At 60.8% G+C, this 20,619-nt stretch carries 14 protein-coding genes; 6 read left to right on the forward strand and 8 right to left on the reverse strand.

The features are described 5' to 3' along the window. Positions 1-18: 18 nt before the first annotated feature. On the forward strand, positions 19-1,188 hold the full coding sequence (locus AC4D2W_RS10665) for a GDSL-type esterase/lipase family protein (RefSeq protein ID WP_490926881.1): 1,170 nt from the start codon (positions 19-21) through the stop codon (positions 1,186-1,188). Positions 1,189-1,258: 70 nt separating this feature from the next. Here the strand turns inward: AC4D2W_RS10665 and AC4D2W_RS10670 are convergent, their stop codons facing one another. From AC4D2W_RS10670 to AC4D2W_RS10680, 3 genes are all read right to left on the reverse strand, one after another. Beyond that, positions 1,259-1,999: a hypothetical protein gene (locus AC4D2W_RS10670; RefSeq protein WP_490926882.1), complete on the reverse strand. Its 741-nt coding sequence runs from the start codon at positions 1,997-1,999 to the stop codon at positions 1,259-1,261. 196 nt (positions 2,000-2,195) lie between these two features. Beyond that, on the reverse strand, positions 2,196-4,859 hold the full coding sequence (locus AC4D2W_RS10675; protein ID WP_490926883.1) for a M14 family metallopeptidase: 2,664 nt from the start codon (positions 4,857-4,859) through the stop codon (positions 2,196-2,198). Between the two features lie 582 nt (positions 4,860-5,441). Beyond that, positions 5,442-6,059 carry an HNH endonuclease gene (locus AC4D2W_RS10680; RefSeq protein WP_490926884.1) on the reverse strand — a complete coding sequence of 206 codons (618 nt, stop codon included), beginning with the start codon at positions 6,057-6,059 and terminating at the stop codon, positions 5,442-5,444. Between the two features lie 588 nt (positions 6,060-6,647). On the opposite strand from AC4D2W_RS10680, the gene AC4D2W_RS10685 reads away from it, so the two are divergent. Continuing rightward, positions 6,648-7,061: a LacI family DNA-binding transcriptional regulator gene (locus AC4D2W_RS10685; protein WP_490926885.1), complete on the forward strand. Its 414-nt coding sequence runs from the start codon at positions 6,648-6,650 to the stop codon at positions 7,059-7,061. Between the two features lie 129 nt (positions 7,062-7,190). Then, a complete protein-coding gene (locus tag AC4D2W_RS10690) occupies positions 7,191-7,700 on the forward strand; it encodes a substrate-binding domain-containing protein (RefSeq protein ID WP_490926886.1) in 510 nt (169 codons plus the stop codon). A gap of 548 nt (positions 7,701-8,248) precedes the next feature. On the opposite strand, the gene AC4D2W_RS10695 is transcribed toward AC4D2W_RS10690, so the two are convergent. Next, positions 8,249-9,322, reverse strand: a complete 1,074-nt coding sequence (locus AC4D2W_RS10695) for a restriction endonuclease, SacI family (RefSeq protein ID WP_490926887.1) — start codon at positions 9,320-9,322, stop codon at positions 8,249-8,251. Between the two features lie 220 nt (positions 9,323-9,542). After that, positions 9,543-10,721, reverse strand: coding sequence for a DNA cytosine methyltransferase (locus AC4D2W_RS10700; RefSeq protein WP_490926888.1), 1,179 nt, complete (start codon positions 10,719-10,721; stop codon positions 9,543-9,545). A 283-nt stretch (positions 10,722-11,004) separates the two neighbouring features. Here AC4D2W_RS10700 and AC4D2W_RS10705 point away from each other — a divergent pair, with 283 nt between their 5' ends. Beyond that, the gene (locus tag AC4D2W_RS10705; RefSeq protein ID WP_490926889.1) at positions 11,005-12,270 is read left to right on the forward strand and encodes an arginine deiminase; all 1,266 of its coding nucleotides are present in this window, start codon (positions 11,005-11,007) and stop codon (positions 12,268-12,270) included. A 263-nt stretch (positions 12,271-12,533) separates the two neighbouring features. On the opposite strand, the gene AC4D2W_RS10710 is transcribed toward AC4D2W_RS10705, so the two are convergent. Continuing rightward, the gene (locus AC4D2W_RS10710) at positions 12,534-14,327 is read right to left on the reverse strand and encodes a DUF262 domain-containing protein (protein WP_490926890.1); all 1,794 of its coding nucleotides are present in this window, start codon (positions 14,325-14,327) and stop codon (positions 12,534-12,536) included. Between the two features lie 408 nt (positions 14,328-14,735). After that, on the reverse strand, positions 14,736-15,848 hold the full coding sequence (locus AC4D2W_RS10715) for an alpha/beta fold hydrolase (RefSeq protein WP_490926891.1): 1,113 nt from the start codon (positions 15,846-15,848) through the stop codon (positions 14,736-14,738). A gap of 236 nt (positions 15,849-16,084) precedes the next feature. Here AC4D2W_RS10715 and AC4D2W_RS10720 point away from each other — a divergent pair, with 236 nt between their 5' ends. Next, on the forward strand, positions 16,085-17,533 hold the full coding sequence (locus AC4D2W_RS10720) for a basic amino acid/polyamine antiporter (RefSeq protein ID WP_490926892.1): 1,449 nt from the start codon (positions 16,085-16,087) through the stop codon (positions 17,531-17,533). Positions 17,534-18,433: 900 nt separating this feature from the next. Here AC4D2W_RS10720 and AC4D2W_RS10725 read toward each other — a convergent pair. Further along, the gene (locus tag AC4D2W_RS10725; protein WP_490926893.1) at positions 18,434-18,646 is read right to left on the reverse strand and encodes a hypothetical protein; all 213 of its coding nucleotides are present in this window, start codon (positions 18,644-18,646) and stop codon (positions 18,434-18,436) included. Between the two features lie 549 nt (positions 18,647-19,195). Here AC4D2W_RS10725 and AC4D2W_RS10730 point away from each other — a divergent pair. Further along, positions 19,196-20,245 (forward strand): alpha-hydroxy acid oxidase, encoded by a 1,050-nt coding sequence (locus tag AC4D2W_RS10730; RefSeq protein ID WP_490926894.1) that lies wholly within the window; start codon positions 19,196-19,198, stop codon positions 20,243-20,245. Positions 20,246-20,619: the final 374 nt, after the last annotated feature.

Genomic DNA, 20,619 nt, shown 5'->3' on the forward strand with positions numbered 1-20,619 from the left:
CCCCTCATGAAAGGCACCATGATTTCCACTGTCATTGCTCCCGAACTCGTTCACGGGGCCGCGGAACTCGAAACAACTCCGCGGGGAGTCCGGCCGCACCGCCTGCCCGCCCCGGTGCGCACGCGTTTCCCGGACCCGCAGCTGCTGATGGCCGAGTCACAGCCTTCCGGCGTCCGGCTGGTCTTCTCCACGACGGCGGAGCAGCTGGAACTGGTCATCCATCCCACCCGGGTGGTCTACCTCGGGACCGACCGGCCGCGCGGCCACGTAGACCTGACGGCCGACGGCGAGCTGGTGCACAGTGACGAACTCACCGGAGGCTCGTACACCGAAGTGAACATGTCCACCGGGGCAACCCGGCAGGTGGAGGGACCCTCGCACACCAGCGTCTTTCCCCGGCTGCCGGCCGGGTCCAAGCTGGTGGAAATCTGGCTGCCCCACAACGAGTCGGTGGAGCTGGTGGAACTGCGCAGCGATGCGCCGGTGGAGCCACACCGCTCTAATCGGTCGGTCTGGCTGCACCACGGCAGTTCCATCAGCCACGGATCCAACGCGGCAACGCCGTCGGGCATCTGGCCCGCCGTGGCGGCGCAGCTGGGCGGCGTGGAACTGCACAATCTGGGCCTGGGCGGAAGCGCCGTCGTCGACCCCTTCACCGCACAGGTGATGCGCGATACCCCCGCCGACATCATCAGCGTGAAGCTGGGCATCAACGTGGTGAACCTGGACGCGATGCGGCTGCGTGCGTTTGTGCCCGCGGTGCACGGGTTCCTGGACACCATCCGCGAAGGGCATCCGGAGACGCCGCTGCTGCTCGTGGCGCCGATTTTTTGCGGGATCCATGAGGACACTCCGGGGCCCGGCGCCTTTGATCCGGCGTCGTTCGCGACGGACCAGGTGAAGTTCATTGCGACCGGGTCGCCGGAGGGTGTGGCTGCCGGTCAGCTGACGCTGCGGGTGATCCGCGAGGCGCTGGCGTCCCTGGTGGAGCGCCGGTCCGAGGACGCGAACCTGTACTACCTGGACGGGACTGAACTGTACAGTGCGGCCGATGCCGACGAGCATCCGCTGCCCGATGCGCTCCATCCGGACAGCGCCACACACCGGCTGATCGGGGAGCGGTTTGCGAAGTATGCGTTTGCGGGTGAGGGGCCGTTTAGACAGGCCGCCAAACGGGTTGTGGGGTAAGCGGAGTCAGACAAGAAAGGAGGGGTGCCGGCTGCGGACAGCCGGCACCCCTCCCTGCAACTGATCTGAACTACGCCGAGTAGTTGCCGAACTTCTTGGCCTGACGGTAGGCCTTCTTCTTGGTGAAATATTCGCCGGACGGCTTCATCCACAGCAGCACGACAGCGGCAATGGTCGCCAGGGTGGCCAGCAGCGTGAGGATCCCGGAGAGCGTCCCGGTAGAGAACAGGCCGATGAGTCCAAGGAGCGAGAAAACGGCGAAGATCGTGATGACGATGCGTGCCCAGTTGTATCCGGCGCGCACCAGCAAGGCCAGCGCCACCCGAACTGCCAGGCCCAGGATGCCGGAGAACACGGCTGTTACGGTGCCGGCGGCAACACCGTTGGCCAGGGACTCGGAATCGACATCCAGTCCGGCGTTCCGCAGCGTTTCTTCCATGGTGTCGAGATATTCGGGGGAGTTCACGTACACCAGGGCAAGCGGCAGGGCGATGAGCCCCAGGACTGCGCTCGCGATCAGCAGCCAGAACGCCTGATTGACCTGCTTGGGTCGGGCGGGGTCTTCGGCCGGTGACGTCTGCCCGAAGGGGTTGCCCTGGTAGGCGTAGTTGCCCTGTGCCGGGGAGCCGGATCCGGGGTAGTTGTAGTTGCCCGGGGTGCCGGGGTAGGGCTGTCCGCCCTGGTTCTGTCCGGGCTGGCCCTGCTGTCCGGGCTGGCCCGGCTGTCCGCCCTGACCGGGCGCCGGCTGGCCGGGATTCCACGGTCCGGGGTTGTTCCCGGATTGGTTGTTGGGCTGCGTCGGTTCACTCATGTTGTTCCCCCTAGAGACATGTCGCCGTGACGGCGCTCGCGGTGTGCCCGCCCGCTGCGGGCGGATGCATGTTTCAGCGCCAGCCTAGCCGTGACCAGCGCGGGAAGGGGGGATTGGAACTACGACGGCGGTGCGGACGGGGGAATTCCCGGGCCGAGGATGCGTCCCCGGCCCGGGAACCCTTTCCGGCTGCTGGCTAGCGGCCGCCTTTTCCGAACACTCCTGCCATTTCCTCGGCGGTCAGTTCGGTGCCCGCGCCGTTGTAGATGGCGTTGGTGACCACTGTCCAGGAAGCCCGCGGCCAGGTGCGGAAGGTGATGTGCCCGCCGGCGATGGTCACGTCACCCTCGCCGACGTCGAACGAGGCAATGTTCGTTGCCCCGTTGATCGCTTCTGCGCCCAGTGCATAGCCGCTGACCAGCGGGTTGCCTTCGGCCGGGTACTGCGAAACCGAGGTTCCCTCCCCGGTGAGGCGGAAGGCGGCGTCGTTGTTGAACCAGGTGGGCCATGAGGCCGGCATACCCCAGGCCGCGGGAGCGGAGGTGTCGTAGTTCTGGGCCAGCAGTGCGCCGGGAACCATGAACGACGCGCGGTCCGTCGGCGTGATGTTCTCCACCGGCAGGCTCATGGCTGAGGCCGCGGTGAGGGACGAGGAGCCCAGCGCCAGGATGCTGCCGCCCTGTGCGGCGAACTCGGCGAGTTTCTGGGGTGCATCCGGCACCCCTGCAGCCCACGCGAATTCCTCCGGGTACTTGGTGGTGTCCAGCCCGGTGGTCAGCCGTTCGGTCGAGATTCCCGGGGCGAGCACAATGGAATCAAACTTGTCGGACAGATTGGCGTAGTCCGCAGCTTCGACCACTTCGTAGTTCGTGCCGAACTGGTCCATCATCCACATCAACCAGCCGCCGGGCATGTTGTTGGCGCCCCGGACCAGGCCGATCCGGGTATTTTCCGCGAGCTTGACCGCGTCGGTTGCCGGCATCTGCGCCGTGGCGTAGACCGGCAGGCTGGTCTCGCGGATGGCACGGGTGAGCGTACCGCGGGCACCGCGCTCGCCGGCGGGAACCATCAGCGCACCGGGAGCGAATTCCCGTCCGTCCACGGTGATCGGACCGGCAGCACGGTACGCATCCACGCCTGCGTCCTGCAGCTCGTCGATAATCCGGCCCAGGCCGTAGGACTCGGCACTGAGAATGTAGGCACCGTCTCGACCCGGCGGACGGGGCATCTGAACCCGCTCCTGCCGGATCTCGCGCACCTGCCGGGTCGCGGCTTCAAAGGGCTCCTGAACTGCGGCAACATTCACGCCCATGAACAGGCCGATGTTGTCGGTGGTTTCGCTGTACGGCATGATCAGCGGGCAGTCGTCGCATTTGCGGGCGCTGTCCGGATACTCGTCGATGCGCAGCAGCTGGTCCACCCAGCGGCCGAGCGGCTGCTGGGTCCGCAGGATGTAGGAACCGGCGGCGAATTCCTGGCCCTCGGCGGTGAAGGGAGCCTTGGCCTGCTCGATTTCGACGTCGCCGATGTCGAAGATCCGCATCATGTCATACACGGCGTAGGGGTCGCGCTGACCGCTGGGCACCACATAGGCGTACGGGCCGCCCTCCCAGTCAACACTGTTCCTGTTCACCCGGTAGAGGTTGTTCAGCAGCCAGGACTGGGGATCCGAAGCGACCGTGTTCATTCCGGAGAAGGCCGCCGCAGTGGCGTACTGGACAATCTGCTTCAGCGTCCAGATGTCGGAATCGTACGGCAGGGGAGAGCGCATGGTTTTGTCGACCGGTTCCAGCACGCCGTCCCCGGTGAAGGGATAGGCCAGCTCGCTAACGGAAGCAATCTCGGTCAGGAAGGTGGAGGTGCCCAGGAACGTGCCGTAGCCGGCGACGTCGGCGTTCCAGAGAATGCCGTACGCGTCGTCGGACTTCACGCCCTTCAGGCCTTGGGCCACGAGGTCACGCTGGGTGAACTGGCCCAGCGCGTTCGAGGAGGAGATGGCGATGGGATCCACGGCCGTGGACAGCGGCTCGTCATACGGCGGGGTCCAGATCCGGGGACTGTTGGTCCCGGCCTGGTGCATATAGTGCTGGACCACGGGACGGTATTTTTGCTCCAGCATCACCCGGGTCCGGGATTCCTTCTGCGTGAACATGAACCAGTCACGGTTGTTATCGTGCCCCGCATAGGTGTGGTAAAGATCCGGATACACCCGGTTGTAGGCCGTGCCAGCGGTCTCGTTGAAGTAGTCCACCACCATCTGCTGGCCGTCGGGGTTGGCGGAGGGGACGATCAGCACCACCATCTCGTCCAGAATCTTGTTCATGGCGGCGGAGTCTTCGGTGGCCAGGCGGTGGACGACGTCGACCAGCGCCTGCGTGTTTCCAACTTCCGTTGCGTGGATGGACGCCTCAATGTAATAGACCGGGACGGTCCCCGCGGCGACCTTGCGCGCGTAGTCCTCTTCTTCCATTCCGGCGGCGGCGGCCTCGGCGGCCATCGCGTCGGGATCGGCGAGCCTTTCATTGGTGGCAAGGATTTCATCCAGCCGCTGCAGGTTCTCCTCGCTGCTCAGCCGAAGGATGGGATATTCGTTGTTGTCAGTGGTGCGGTCCACCACTTCGTAGTCGACTTCCGGGGACTGCGCGGCAATCGTCTCGAAATAGTCGCTGATGTCCGCAAATGATGCGAGCCTCCCTTCGTCGCCCATTTCGAAGCCAAAGTACTCGGCAGGGGCAGGGAGGTTTGGCAGTTTGCTGCCCGGGGGCGCGTCACCGCGGTATCCGGTGGCCGGTGAGATGGCCACGCCCAGCAGGGCTATGGAGGCGAGAAGGGTTGTGGCGGTTTTGTTCCTTATCTGCATGGATGATCCCTCATACGGGCCGCGGCCACCTCTGGCCGCGGCGGGGTGCTGCTCGTAATCAGCGCATCGGAAACATGCGGTGTTGCAGCTGGTGGTGCCCGGTCGTCATCGAGCCGGGCACTCAGCCGTGTCTGTGCCGCACCTAGTGGTGATGCGGCGGCGCGAGTGTAGAAGGGACGCTAAGGGGATGCCTGGCAATGATCAACCGTTATGGACGGATTTCGGTCGGGTCGGCGGAACTGCTGTTGTTTCTGCGCCGAAAGTGTGACTAGGGACGGTGCCAATGGAGCCGCGGAAATCGGCACAACAAACCGGCAGGGCAGGGTTTCGCCCAGGTTCACGCTCGGGGGCAGGGCGCGTCACGCCGTGATTCAGCTGCCAATCGGCCGTGAGCGGGAAGCCGGCGACCCAGCCCCCGCGGCTTCTTCTAGTCCCGCGCAGATGCTCCGGGCCAGTGACGGCCGGGCTTCGGATTATCAGGCCTGATCCCACGTGGTCGACCGGAGTTGGTAAAACTATGCCGAATCGAGCACCTAGCAGTGGATATCAGTGATGATGACCGGGTTCCATTGGCGTCGCCGTTCAACGGCGGGTGGTAAGCCCCGCGGCCTTTGACCGGTTGCATGGCCCGCATAATATCTGGAGGTTCTCGACGTTGTTGCTTCCGCCCTTAGATACCGGGAATATGTGGTCAAACTGGAGCTCGGCGACCGATCCACAGCTCTGACACTGTCCCGCATCGCGTGTCCAAATGTACTGTTTTACGTCGTCTGGAATGCGTTTTCGAGCGGTGGACACTCGCGGTTGGGAACCCATGGCTACGGTTGCTTGCGCCCGCTCAATCTGAAGGTTCTTCCGTTGTTCACTCGTAGTTATCAGAGCATGAACTTCCTCGGACCGTAACACGTCAGTTTCCCAGTAGAACCTGTTTTTGTAATGCCAATATCTTTTGCCGTTCACTGTTGCCACAAGACGAGGACGTCTGAGCTGAACATCCAAACGGCGCTGAAAGTCGGCCTTCGACATTTTGCGTAGAAGATAAGTACGTTTTCCGATGGTCAGTGCAGCAGGCCCCTTCCCTGTCCAGAAGCCAGGTTGATGAGTGAATCGTACGTTTTCAGCCCTGCGAAGCATCCCCAAATGTCCGTTTCTAAAATCGGCGTATACGAACACCGGCACATCCATCGGTGCGGTTTTCATGAGTTTACTCGCTGCTGAGTCCAAAAATATCCGGCTCTTTCCAGCGATCTGGTGTACATCGAGTCGCAGCCCGTATTTGGGAGTTGAGTCATGTTTGTTCGACGCAGAAACAGCCTTTGAGTTTACGGGCCTTGCTAAACGTCCATGGGGGAGAGCCGAAATTTCTGGCGGGAGGCCTCCACCGGGCAACGACGAGTTGGTAGGACTGCTCGCTACCAATCAGGAGCTGGAGACGGCCTTCGAGAGCATCACGCATGATGTGTCGCTACCCCTGAAGACATGTCGCGTCGTGACGGCGACTGCGGTGATCTGCTCGCCTGGGCGATGCAGGCTTAAGTGCCAGTCCAACCGCATCTTTAGTCAGAACCTGAAGTATTTTCCGCCCTGTCGCCCTGTCGCCCCTGGGAGGTGATGGCGAACGGGTAGAAAGTGGTCTGCCGCCGCTGGGTGAGGTACAAGATTGTACCGGATCGCTAGACCGGGGTTGGTTGAGGCGTCAAGAGTCTTAGACGATGTTTTTTGTGCGGCTAGGATTTGAACACGCTCGAGCCGGACAGGCCGCAGGGCAGGAAAGGTTGTCTTCTGGACATGAATCCCACGCTTCACGATGTTGCCCGCGCCGCCGGTGTTTCCATCAAGACGGTCTCGAACGTCCTTAACGACAATCCCAAGGTGGAACCGGAAACGCAGGCCCGTGTGAGTCGGATTATTGAGGAGCTGGGATACCGGCCCAACCTGTCAGAGCGCGGATTGCGGTCCGGTAAAACCGGAGTCATGGGGCTGACCGTTCCCTCAATCCGGGAGAATTACTTTGCAGAGCTGGCGGATTCCATTATTCGGGCGGCTGCGACAAAGGGTCTCTGGGTTTTGATTGAACAGATCAACGGTGAGCGCGCAAACTTGAGCTTGAAGCTCTGTCCGGCGGGTGGCTGCGCTTTGTGGACGGCATCCTGTTCAGCCCTGCGGCGCTGGGGCAGGACGACGCCGGCACCCTCGCGGTGAATGAGCCCCTGGTACTGCTGGGGAAGCGGATTTTCGGTGGCCCGACCGACCACGTCACCATGCACAATATGTCCTCGGCGCGGCCGCCGTCGAGCACCTGCTGGATCTTGGTCGAACCCGGATCCCCTGGTGGGTGCTCCCGAGGTCTCGGAGGACGCTGCCAGTTCGGCGAGCCTGCGCGAGCGCGGCTACCGCGAGGCGCTTGCGGCGGCGGGCATTGCCTTTAATTCGGAGCGGGTGGCCCGCTGGGGGCGGGAAACCAAATTCGCTGCTATTAGGGACCTGTGCCGCCGCGGTGTCCGGTTTGATGCCGTCTTTGCGCTGAATGATTCGCTGGCTCTGGTCGCCCTGCGCCGACTGGTGCAGGAGGGCCTGAGCGTGCCCGAAGGATGTGGCTGTGATCGGCTGCTTCGAAAATATCGACGAGGGGCGTTTCTCCTTACCCTCGCTCACGACGGTGGATCCGGTCGGGATGAGATCGCCAAGACTGCGGTGCAGATTTTGGTGGAGCGGATCGGGGAGAAGAGGGAGCCTGCGGCGCCGCGGACGGTGAAGGCGGGGTTTCGGATTGTCCGGAGGGAGTCCACTGGGCTCCGGGACGAGGAGGGACTTCAACCGGGGAATGAACTCGCCCGGTAGACGTCCCCCGACCCCGGTAGGAGTCTTTGCAAGGCTTATGCACAGCAGGACTGCGGCTCTAGATGCCTGGGCCGACAGCAGTGACACCACTCCTGGAGCCGGTATGAACTTCTCAGACGCTGACAACGATCGCCTTTGCCATGTGAGATGGAAATCGAAAACAATCCGCACTCATTCCTCGCCATCCAAGGGCGGTTGGCGCTTGGGTCTGGATCCGCATGGCGGAGTCCCTCGGCCCCTGCCCGTCGGCCTGCGGCGTCCAGTGCCGCTGGGATGGCCATGGAGATGTCTCGGCCGGATCGAACCCGAATGGTCCGCCGCCCTTCACTGTGGCCTCCGCGCTGCCGGGCAGGGCGCCGCGCCGAACTTGTAGCCGACACCGAGGGCGTCGCCTGCGGCCAGGCTACGGGGCCAACGGCGGCGCGGTCGTTATGCTGGGGCGCGACAATGTTGTCGGCACCTATAGATAATCGCGCTGGCAGTCCTCAGGGAAGCGCTTGGGGAGGCGCAGGGTGACCGGGAAAGCCTTCTACAAGTCGGTTCTGGTGTTACGTATTTGAAGGCGCAGTGAGGTCAGACCACTCTGCCAACGAACTCACATCGACTTCTACCTCACGAAGTCGCACCTCTGCCGCTGTCAAAAAGCTATCAATCGCGGACGCGTGGGACATGGATGTCATATTTACAATGTATACGAAAAACTCAACTAAATTTTCAAAAAGTGTTAACGAGACACCGTCCGTATGAGCAGATGACTCAATTAGACTAGATTTATCTAAGTTCGCGTGATCAAAAGCATCGATCACGACGCAGGACTTATGGATTCCATGCATCCGGCACGCCTGCACAAACGCCATTATCTCGACTGCCGTAACCGGTTTTCCGCGTACCTCTACCGACAGTTGCGGAATGCCATCAGCGAGTAGCTGAATATCACCAGGAAAGTCCCGTGAGGGGTCATTCAATCTTCTCGTCAGAATACTGTCATACGCCATGTCTAATATCGCGGCTACTAGAGCCTGAAGGCGCTTAGGCCGTTCAAGGGCGGCACGTGAGGTAAAAACACGGATAACTGAGAGGGCGTGATTGAAGGAAACACCATTAGATGGGGCGAAATAAGCACGGTAATTTTCTCGGTGTACCATGAAGGCAAAGCGCAAAAAAGACGCCAGAGCTTCAACAGATGAACTAGCATTTTCAGTGGACAGATTCCTGAGGTTCTTGAGAAATTGCTGATGTTCAGGAAGATTGCGAACACGATCTATTAAATCCATGTGGTCGTACCGAAAAAAAGGCTGATTGTTGATCGGTTCACGACCAGTAACTCGAAGTGAGAAATTCATCTCTATGGCGCTGGGTACCAGTACGGTGTGGGCAAGATTCCTTAAGCTATACGACGAATCCGAATAACTCGACTTGATCGAGAGAGGGTCGATCCTGTCGTCGACTGATCGAGCAAGAAGAGCTGTACCCAAGGCGGTGGCGTAGGTTTTGGACTGCATCCCGAACGCATATTCGGTGGCGTCATACCAAAAAGCGCTGACGGGCAGGTCTGAATTGGCCCAATCGGCCGCTTCCTGCAGACGAAGCTTAGCATTCACGTTATCAATCCGTATCCCCATTCTGGACAATATACCAGAGCCTGGCCACCGACAACATGATGCGGTATCAAGAAGAACAGCAACGCGCATTCGCATTGCCCCGAGTTGCATTGAGGACACTTCATTACTGCGGTCATTGCTCACCACAGCAAGGAAGTGACCTGTTGTCCCTTCACGTTCGAAATGAACATCGGACCTCTAGCTGCTGCATGACAGTAATCGTGCCCATGCCTCTGGTGAATCATAAAAGGGACGGTTGGTATGCGCTCGTAAGGGGTGTGCTTTCGAACGGTTCTAAGTAGCCGAGCTGCTCGAGTACAGCGCGGGCAACGACCTTTCCCAGTTCAACTGGGACCGCGTTACCAAGCTGCCTTTGGGCTTCTATTCTTGATCCCGGTATCACGAAATCCGGGGGGAACGTCATCAGTTTTAGGATCTCTGGAATTCGAAGCCTCCGTGCTCGTAGGTCGCCAGCTTCATTATGGATATTTTCCCAATGGAACGGCCCGACCCAAGGTCCGGGTTGCGCTTGAATCGTCGAGGAGGGGCGTTCAGGATCAAGGCGGAGCAAGAAAGTCCAGTAGCGACTCCGCCACTTGAAGATATCCCGCCCTCCATACCGATCCGTATGCCAGAGGTAGTTCTGGCCCGGGGGAATTTCAGCCGCTAGTTCCCCATATTCCCCTTCTACAATTTCACCGGGCTCGGGTGGGTTGTATGATAAGTCCTTCAGGGCTTGTCCAGCAGTGAAGTACGGAAGCTTACCGGCCTCCACGAATTTATCTCGTTCGCTCCAGCCGGAATGCGTTGACTTGGGAAACTCGAAAGCTTTTCCATCACGCCTACCAACGATAAATACGCGTCTCCGCAATTGAGGAAGTCCGTAGTCGGCTGCCAGGAGAACTTTCCATTGCGGGTTGTATCCAAGGTCACGCAGGCTCGAAAGTAGCCGGTCCAGCTGAATTTTGTGGGTCTTGTAGGTTAAACCTTGAACATTTTCAAGAATAAATGCTTCAGGCCTGCTTTCTCGAACTACCCGAACATATTCATCCAAGAGTGATGCATTGGGATCACGGCTTTCACGCTTTTCGGCTATCCAAAAACCAGACTTGCTAAAGGGTGTACATGGGGGACCGCCAATAACCAGTACCGGATCTCCTGCACTCATATCGCCAATTCTAAGAAGGTCAGCAGTGGCTGTAGTGCGAATATCACCGTGTAGAGTCGGAGTCTCTGGCATATTCTTACTAAGTGTTGATAAAGCTGACTCTTCGTAATCCGTGGCTACGGCTATCTTCACTGGCTGGATAGAGGGGTCATGGCCTCCGAATGGCCTGTCTGCGGCGCGTTCGACAGCTAAGTCCAATCCGCCTGCCCCGGAAAAGAGACTAACTACGGGAAGCCTGCGGTCGCTGTTCATTGAGTGTTTCCTTGATTGTCTTTCTACCTGACGCGAGTGCACCGACGACTAGTCAGGACAGTTATCCTAAAGGTCTGCGGTGCACTCGTGGTACTGCGAGTCTACCTTGGAGCGGGTGTCTGCCGTATCGCGCCTTGCCCTCGAGAAAGTGTCTGCAAATCGGACTGAGCAGAGCGTGCAGATCTCTTCACGCGACGGTCCAGGAGGAGCTAGCCATCCGGATTCGGCACCAGCCCCTCGGTCTGGAAGGATGCTGGTAAGCCTGCTGATAAAAGGAGCCACCATGCCGTCGCCAGCCGTCACCCCGAACCCTGCCTCCATCTACGGGGTCCACTCGGAAGTGGGCAAGCTGCGCAAGGTCCTGGTCTGCGCCCCGGGCCTGGCCCACGAACGGCTCACCCCCACCAACCGCGAAGACCTGCTGTTCGACGACGTGATGTGGGTGGAAAACGCCCAGCGCGACCACGCCGACTTCGTCGCCCAGATGACGAGCCGCGGCGTCGACGTCGTCGAACTCCACGACCTGCTCGGGCAGACCATGGACATCCCGGAGGCCCGGACCTGGCTGCTCGACCGCAAAATCATCGCCAACCGCGTCGGACTGGGACTGGTATCCGGCACCCGCGCCTACCTCGACTCACTGACCGGCGCGGAACTCGCGCGGATCCTCATCGGCGGGCTCACGACGTCGGACCTTCCCACCGACTACCTCTCCGGCTACGTGGCCCTGGTTCGGGAATCCACCGGCCGGCCGGAGTACCTGCTGCCGCCGCTGCCGAACACCCTCTACACCCGGGACACCACCTGCTGGATCGGCTCCGGACTGACCCTGAACCCGCTGTACTGGCCGGCCCGGCACGACGAGACCCTGCTCATGCAGGCCATCTACCGGTTCCATCCGGACTACACCGGCTCGAAGATCTGGTGGGGCGACGCGGAAAAGGACTGGAGCCAGGCCTACCTGGAGGGCGGCGACGTGATGCCCGTGGGTAACGGCACCGTGCTGCTCGGCATGGGGGAGCGGACCTCCCGGCAGGCCATCACCCAGCTCGCGCAGGCGCTGTTCGCGGACGGGGCCGCGGAGCGGATCGTCGTTGCCGGCATGCCCAAGCTGCGCGCCGCGATGCACCTGGACACCGTGTTCACCTTCGCGGACCGGGACCTGGCCACCATCCACCCGGCGATCGTGGACGGCATCCACCCCTTCACGATTCATCCCTCGGACAAGCCCCTGGGCCTGGAAGTGCGCGACGAGCGCGACCGGCGCTTTGTCGACGTCGTCGCCGAAGCCATGGGCTACAAGCAGCTGCGCCTGGTGGAGACCGCCGGGGACTACCACGCCACCGAACGCCAGCAGTGGGACAGCGCGAACAACGCCGTCGCGCTCGAGCCCGGCGTGGTGTTCACCTACGACCGCAACACCCAGACCAACGCAGCGCTGCGGAACGCCGGCGTCGAGGTCATACCCATCGTGGGGGCCGAGTTGGGCCGCGGCCGCGGCGGCGGGCACTGCATGACCTGCCCGATCATCCGGGATGGGATCGACTAAGCGGGGTTCCAGATTCATGTGATTTATAAGGACTGCATACGAGTTCGCCGTTCTTTTGAGAATACCCCCCCGCACGAAAGAGAAAGCACAAAGGAACTCGAAAGAATCACGTCGAGTTGGACCTGGTAGAAAGCGAAAAAGATTAACTGAGGTTTGTCAGGAAGTTATCAGGTGAGTAAATTCATCCACAAATGAAGAGCACATAAACAGGTAGGGCGGGACTTGCCAGCCTCGCCCTACCTGTTTAGAGATCAGCTAAGTGGTTATCCTTCTTTTAAATAATCGCCAAAGAAGGGCCATCGCTCGACCGCCCATGAAGCAATCGCCCTTGACCTCGCCTCTATCGTCTCAGCATTCCATACCTCTTGACTCATATAGACTTTTTTGGTGCTGGAGAACACAGTTTCCGACTGCAGTAACTCACGAGCCTCAGCCCAGCTTTTTGCATTTTTAGCTGAGTTCGCAGGTCCTGAGAGCGGAACTAGATTTCCCCAAGTATCAACAAGTCGCTCGAAATCACTATCACTCATGACCTCAGCCCAGGCACCCTTTCGGGACTGAGGCATAAGGTGATCAACGGTGATATCAGGCAACAACTTCATGACATCGACGGATGACAGCTCCCTCTCATACTCGGCCATCGCGTAAGGAAGGACTTTGCGCGAATACATCGGCCATTCCATGATTGCTTCCCGAACCTGATCGTCACTCGGGTAAACGATAGTTTTCGACACAATAGCTCTACGCACTGCAGCCGGGTCAGCTCCAGCGACTTCCCACATTCCCTTGAATATTGCATGCAAACCCGTAGGTTCTATGCCTCGGAAAGCCCTCCGCACGAGGAACGACTCAATAATCCTCAAACACTCTTCAACTTGGGGGGTTTCAACCTTCCCCAACGAGTGATCCGTGAGCAACTGCATAACGTACGGGTATACGGAACTCGGCCGATTCAGGTCGTTTAATCTTTGGACATATTTAACAACGTCCGCGTCCAGTTGACTCGTTTCCCCACGCGCTATCGCGTTGTAAGAAACGACGTGGCTCTTGAGTCCCTCCATGATCTTCTTTAATTGCTGTTCTGGAGTTAATTCAGCATCTTTGAACTGTGTGTTCCACCGCTTCGATAGCATGGCGAAAACTTTTGCCTTTGTTATCTTGCTGTCTACAGTAAGCGCGTACGGATAGAAGTAAGCGTCGAGGCCCGCGGTCGAGTCGCCAAATGCCTTCTCAAAGGGCAACCACTCTTGCGAGTGTAGTTGCAACGCTTGCTTGGGATCGTCGCTCAGTCTCTTCAGGACTTCGTTCCGGACAAGATCCACTATTCCGAGCCGCACGCCTTCTTTGTTCAGTCGGTCAAAGACCTCATTCGGGTCATGCTCTTCACCGAGAAGGATCTCCACAAATTCGAGTCGATCGAGCACCGTATCCATCAGACCTAAGATGCGCTCACGGACGGAAGCCTCCTCATCCTCGGCATCTGGATCTGGTTGAGTTCTGTCTCGGACCTTCTTTTGTAACAAACCATAGGCCTTAGTCATCGTTCCCTGTGCAGGGCCAACTTCCTTAGACTCATTAATATCCAAAGTGAAGCGTTCATTGAAGACAGCCCTGAGGATCTCGTTGAATTGCCGCGTGTCGATGAGCGTAGGCGCCAACTTCGGCTGATTCTTAGTATTGGACTTTCGACTGACGATGTACTGCTCGTAGAGGTCCCTTGCTAGTTCCAGCCCTTTATCGCCTTGCGTCGCAGCCCTCTCCGCGAGAGCGATCACAGACAGTACAAGAGTGGTCATCCTCTGTTGTCCATCGATAACTAGGTACTTGCCGGCACTCGTCGATGAGGAGTTCTGCTGGTCTGCGAACACGAGGGCTCCAAGAAATCGGCGCTCAGCTGTGCCATCGAGGACCGAGTCGATGTCCTCCCAAAGCTGATCAATCTCTTTGGCTGTCCAGACGTACTTCCTCTGAAACAGCGGGCACTGAAGTTGGACATCATCCTTGAGCCGCTCTTGCAGTGTTACTGGGTCTGCAGAAAGACTACGTTCTTTCGCCAAGGTCACCTTCCAGGTTGAACTAACAATCAACAACGATGGGATACCGTTGCCTCGGACTAGGTGCGCCACTCCTGCGATTGTAGCCCTGCAACGAAGAGCAACTTCATAAGGGCTGAAACCTTGGCCTGCAAAGGACCCAGGACTCCAAATCGTTTCTTCATTTGATTTCTCGCCAGCTAAGGTCCTAGCCGGCTGCAGCTACCGGTCGTCCTGGAAGTCCCAAGGAAACTGACCGGATCCAGGTCCTGCTAGACAAAGTGGCTGGGATCCCAGATTATGCCGAACACCAGCCAATGCCCGATGGTTTCCATGGGGCGCTACGGAGTGCACCCGGAAGTGGGCAAGCTGCACTAGGTCTTGGGTCTGTGCGCCGACGGGTTACCCGTCGGTGGAGACGCCGCACTTCCGCTAGGACCAGCCCGCCTCCACGGCGGCACGAATGCCCTGCAGGTATTCCTCCGGACGCTCCCAGGCAGCGAAATGGCCGCCCTTGGCATACTCAAGCCACTGCACCACGTTGAAGAAGCGTTCCGCGAACTGCCGCGGGGCGTTGGCCAGGTCCTTCGGGAACAGGGTGAACACCGTCGGCGCCTCGATCCGCGGCCAGCCGGTGGGCCGGCCCGCAGCATAGGGAGCGAACGATGTCCCAATGGAACCGGTCAGCCAGTAGGAACTGATCCATGTCAGGGCCTCCTCATAGCTGAACGCATTCGTCAGGGTCCCCTCCGAATCGGTCCAGCGGATCAGCTTTTCCCCGATCCATGCCGCCAGCCCGGCAGGGGAGTCGCCCAGCCCGGCAGCCAGCGTGTGCGGGCGGGTCGCCTGCTCGTGCGCGTACCCGCCCTCGGCCGACTGCCAGCGGGCCGTGCGCTCAGCGTAGGCACGCTCCTCCCCGTCCAGGTCAGCGGGCGGATCGAGGTTGATGTGGTACTGGGACACATCGGTCAAATGCAGGGCGGCAACGGCACCGGGATGCCGCGCAGCCAGGGCCTCGGCCACGTCCGAACCCACATCACCGGCAGACACCACATACCGGGCGAACCCAAACTCGGACATGGCCTCAGCAATCGCATCGGCCATGGCCACACTCGACAGCCCTCCGCCGGTCACCGGAGCAGCGAAGGGAAAACCGGGAAGTGCCGGAGCAACATAGGTCAGGTCCGTGAGCAGCGGAAACAGGCGCTGGAACCGCAGGACCGAATCGGGCCAGCCATGCAGCAGCAAAACCACGGGGGACGACGGCGACTGCCGGGCAGCGGCTGCCCGGGACACGATCGCGCGGATTGGCACCTGCGCCAGCTCCGTCTCCGCCCACGGGCAGGCCGAAATCCAGGCTTCCTGGGCGGGCCAGCTGAACTCCGTGCGCCAGTAGCCCAGCAGCTCCGTCAGCAGGTCCCCTCCCACACCCAGGAAACCGGCGTCGGGCAATTGGACCTGCGGCACAGGGCGGAAGCGGGAGAGCCGGTCAGCGGGGTCCCCGACGGCGCCGGGGTGGATAGGGACGTAGGCGTTCTCTTTCACGGCTGCTCCTCATCACGGCCACGAATGACTGCGAAAACACTATGGGGTCTCCGGGTGGAACGGAATACTATCCGCGCCCGCGTGCGGGCCGCCGATTCGGACCCGGTCGGCTCCTTCTGAGACGATAGTGCAGAGGCTATTGACAAAAGGAAGATCCCAGGGGAAGCGGTCCGCCCCTCCACTGTTGTCTGACCCGTGCTGCCTCAACGGCCGCCACACCCGATTGGAAGAGAACTATGTCTAATCCGCCTGTCTCGGGGGAGAAGGCTCCAGCGGCCAAACTCTCCCTGCTGACCCTCACCACTGTGGTGATCGGGTCCATGGTCGGGGCCGGGGTGTTTTCCCTGCCCCAGCGCTTCGCCGAGGAAACCGGGGTGTGGGGTGCGCTGGTCGCCTGGCTCATTGCGGGTTCCGGCATGCTGATGCTGGCCTTTGTGTTCCAGCGGCTGTCCATGCGCAAGCCGGCGCTTGATGCGGGGATCTTTGCCTATGCCAAGGCCGGCTTCGGAAATTACGTGGGGTTCTTCTCCGCCGCGGGATACTGGGCCAGTGCCTGCGTTGGAAACGTCACCTACTGGGTGCTCACCATGTCCACGCTGGGAGTCCTGTTTCCGCAGCTGGGCGCAGGGGACACCCTCCTCGCCGTCGTGCTCTCCTCCGCCGGGCTGTGGGGATTCTTCTTCCTGATCAGGCGCGGCATCAAGGAAGCCACGGCCATTAACCGGATCGTCACGATCGCCAAGGTTGTCCCCATCCTGGTCTTCGTGCTGTTTGCCGTCTTCCTGTTCGACCCCGCCGTCTTCGCCGGAAACCTCACCGGGGCGGCCTACACGGGGCCGCTGTTCGAGCAGGTCAGCAACACGATGCTGGTGACGGTCTTCGTGTTCCTCGGGGTTGAAGGTGCCAGCGTGTATTCGCGCCATGCCCGACGGCGGGAGGACGTTGGCCGGGCCACCATCCTCGGCTTTCTGAGTGTTTTTGCCATTTTTGCCTCGGTCACGATCGTTTCCTACGGGGTCCTGCCGATGGAGCAGCTCGCCGAGCTGCGCCAGCCCTCCATGGCGGGTGTCCTGGAAGCGGGAGTGGGGACCTGGGGGCTGGTGTTCGTCAGCGCTGGCCTGATCATTTCGGTGATGGGGGCCTATCTGGCCTGGAGCCTGATGGCGGCGGAGGTCCTGTACGTGGCCGCCACAGAGAAGGACATGCCGCGGTTCCTGTCCCGGGTCAGTGACAACGATGTCCCGGTCAACGCCCTGCTGCTGAGCACCCTGCTCAGCCAGCTGGTCATGGTCGTCACCTACTTCTCCGAGGACGCCTTCGACTTCGCACTGGACATGACCGCGGTCCTGACGTTGTTTTCCCTTCTTTTCGCGGCCCTCTACGCCCTCAAGCTCGGCTGGAGCGGCGAAACGTATGAAGGAGCCCCGAGCCGCATCCGGCGGGGTGACCTGACCATTGCCGTCATCGCCACCGTTTACTCGGTGTTCCTGGTCTATGCCGCCGGTCTGCCTCTGGTGCTGCTGTCGATGATCTTCTACGCCCCCGCCACCGTCCTGTTTGTGATTGCGCGCCGTGAACAGGGGCAGCGGGTCTTCCGTGGAGGGGAGCTGCTCCTTTTCCTCATTGCGCTGGCAGGAGCCGTTGCAGCTGTGCTTGCCCTGACCCGGGGCTGGATAGCGCTCTGAGCTAGAGGGTAGGGCCGCCACAAGGCAGAACCGCGTGCTTTCACCCAACTTCCTCCAGGTGTAGCAAGGCTGCATAAGGAATGCTGCGGGTTAACCGTCGCTATATGCCGGGCATCGGGGGTTGAATTACTTCCTAGCCCTGGGCGGTTAAAGCAGGTGAATAGGTAGGCATTTGGTGCTTATTTTGTCTGCTATCGTGACTGTCGATGCACTTGCATCTATCTCACATTCTTTGTCCTCGGGGGACCCATGGTATTTCAGCGACCAGTCGCTAGCCCAAAGAAAAAATCCGTTCGCTCCACTTGGGTGATGGGGATTATTGCTGCACTTTTCCTCATTTCGGCTATCCAGTCCGGCGGTGGTTTGGGCTCTTGGCTGGTTGTTATGGGACTCATACTGCTGGTCACGGCCGTCTATAGCCTCGTATTTCGCCGTGTCTCCTGGGCTCGATTTAGTTCGGCAAAGGCATCCAAAATTGGTTTGGTTGTCGGTGTAGGTGCCCTGGTAATCGGCGTTATCGCTACGCCAGGCGAGGCAGAGCCTGCCGTGGCTAAAGCCGGAGCAACCGTCTCTCCGTCGCCTACGGCCACCTCGACCCCCACCTCGACCCCCACCTCGACCCCCACCCCGACGCCTACGCCTACGCGCACCGTGGTAGCAGGAGCAGCATGCCCGGTAGCGGGCAAAGTTGAGACAGTATTGGAAGCCTCCAATGCGACGCCCACCTCAACTCCGAGCGCGACCGCAAGTCCGACTCCCAGTGCGACCGCAACTGCGACAGGTGCTTCATCCTCCGCTACTCCTACTCCCAGTCCCACGAAAGCAACTTCCGTTTCGGGGGCGGTTTTTACCTGTACTGAGGATGATGACCAGAAGCTCGTCTGGATGGATAAAGACACTTCAGACAGGATGCTCGCAGACCGCAAGTCCGTGGAAGAGAAAAAAGAAGCGGATCGGGTCGCAGCAGAAGAAGCAGAAAGCAAGCGGAAGGCGGACGAAGCTGCTGCGGTTGAGGCCCAACGTGTAGCTGACGAGCAGGTAGCTGCGGCTGAGACCCAGCGTGTGGCTGATGAGCAGGCGGCAGCGGAGGCCCAGCGTCTGGCTGATGAGCAAGCAAGGCTGCAGCCCGTGATTCCTGCTCCGCTTCCTGCCGCCCCGGCCCCCGCGCCTGCACCAATTCCTGAGCCCGCGCCGGCCCCTGTCCCTGCACCATCAGTTGTGCATCCGGGCTCCTTCTGCAGCACTGCCGGAGCTGTAGGGGTGACCAACAAGGGCACCCCTATGGTATGTGCGACTGCTTCGGACGGGCGTCTCCGGTGGCGTTCCGCGTAACGAGCACGCGTTGATGCCAACGAAGGATCAGCGGACGATTCTCCCTCCGGAAACATAGGCAGATCCCGGTTGACGCGTCGGTTCAAAGGAGCCCGCAACAAAACCAACTTATTGGCCGCCCACTGCAGTACCGTGCAACTCTGGCCTTCCCGGACATGAGGAGCAGCAGCCATGAAACGCAGGATCCCGTAGTACAAAGACCTCCGCGATCTGATCCAGTTTCAGCCCTTTGACCTGGACCGCCGCCGGGCACGGCTGGCCAAGGCCACCAACGTCTGGGAACTGCGGGACATCGCCAAGCGCCGGATCCCCGCGGCGGCCTTCGACTACGTGGACGGCGGCTCCTTCGGCGAGCAGGCCCTGCAGCGCAACCGGGCCGCGTTCAACGACGTCGAATTTGTGCCGAATGTGCTGCGCGACGTCACGAGCGTGGACCTGAGCACGAAGATCGCCGGCACCGAATCCGCGATGCCGGTGGGCATCGGACCCACCGGCCTGACCCGGCTGATGCACTCCGAGGGCGAAATTGGGGGAGCGCAGGCCGCCGCCGCGTTCGGCATTCCGTTTTCACTTTCCACCATGGGTACCGCATCCATCGAGGAACTGACCGAGGCGGTGCCCGACGCCGCCACATGGTTCCAGCTATACCTCTGGAAGGATCGGGCCCGGTCCAAGGAACTGGTGGACCGTGCCGCTGCCGCCGGCTACGGAGCGCTGATCGTCACCGTGGACACTCCGGTGGCCGGAGCCCGGCTGCGGGACACCCGCAACGGCATGACCATGCCGCCCACCCTGACACCCAAAACCATCCTGGACGCCTCCTACCGGCCGGAGTGGTGGTTCAACTTCCTCACCACCAAACCGCTGGGATTCGCCAACTTCGAGGGGGAGCGGGTGTCCCTGGCGGAAACCGTGAACACCATGTTTGAACCCTCGCTGAACATGGCGGACCTGGACTGGCTGCGGGAGACCTGGCCGGGCAAGCTGATCGTCAAGGGCATCCAGAACCCGGCCGACGCCGTCGAAGTCATGGCCCGCGGCGCGGATGCGATTGTGGTCTCCAACCACGGCGGCCGCCAGCTGGACCGGGCCCCGGTGCCGCTGCGGATCGTTCCCTCCGTCCGCGCCGCCGTCGGGCCCGATGCGGAAATCATCCTGGACTCGGGCATCATGTCCGGCGGCGACATCGTGGCCGCGATTGCCGCCGGCGCTGACTTCACGCTGATCGGCCGCGCCTACCTGTACGGGCTGATGGCCGGCGGGCGGCAGGGCGTCGAGCGGACGCTGGAGATGCTGCGCGCCGAGATGACCGTGGTGATGCAGCTGCTCGGCGTTACTCACCTCGCGGAGCTGACCCCGGAACACGTACGCAGCGTATAGGAAAACTGCCCCAATCACGCCCGCGTCAAGGCGGCCTCGCACGGGTAGGCCGCCCGTAGCAGCGGCACCGCCTGATCACCGGATTCGCGGCAGGCCGGTTCTAAACGACCGAATTCGCACCAAGTAGTAGCGGAAGTACGCAATTAAGCGGGTGTTTTTTGCCATTCCCAGCCCCGTGAACCCCCTTCTAGACTCCGGTTACGCACATTCACACTCGCAACTGTTGGGCAATCACTGTAAACCTCAGCACAGGTGGCTTAGGGCTATTGCGGCGGTTGCACTTCCCTCGTTTCGGCATGGCACCACTGAGGCCGGCGCGCACTAACCCTGCAAACGGTGATGCCTTAATTCACTCGGCACCGCCGCAAAATTGA

The organism is Arthrobacter sp. TJ-58, assembly GCF_058269295.1.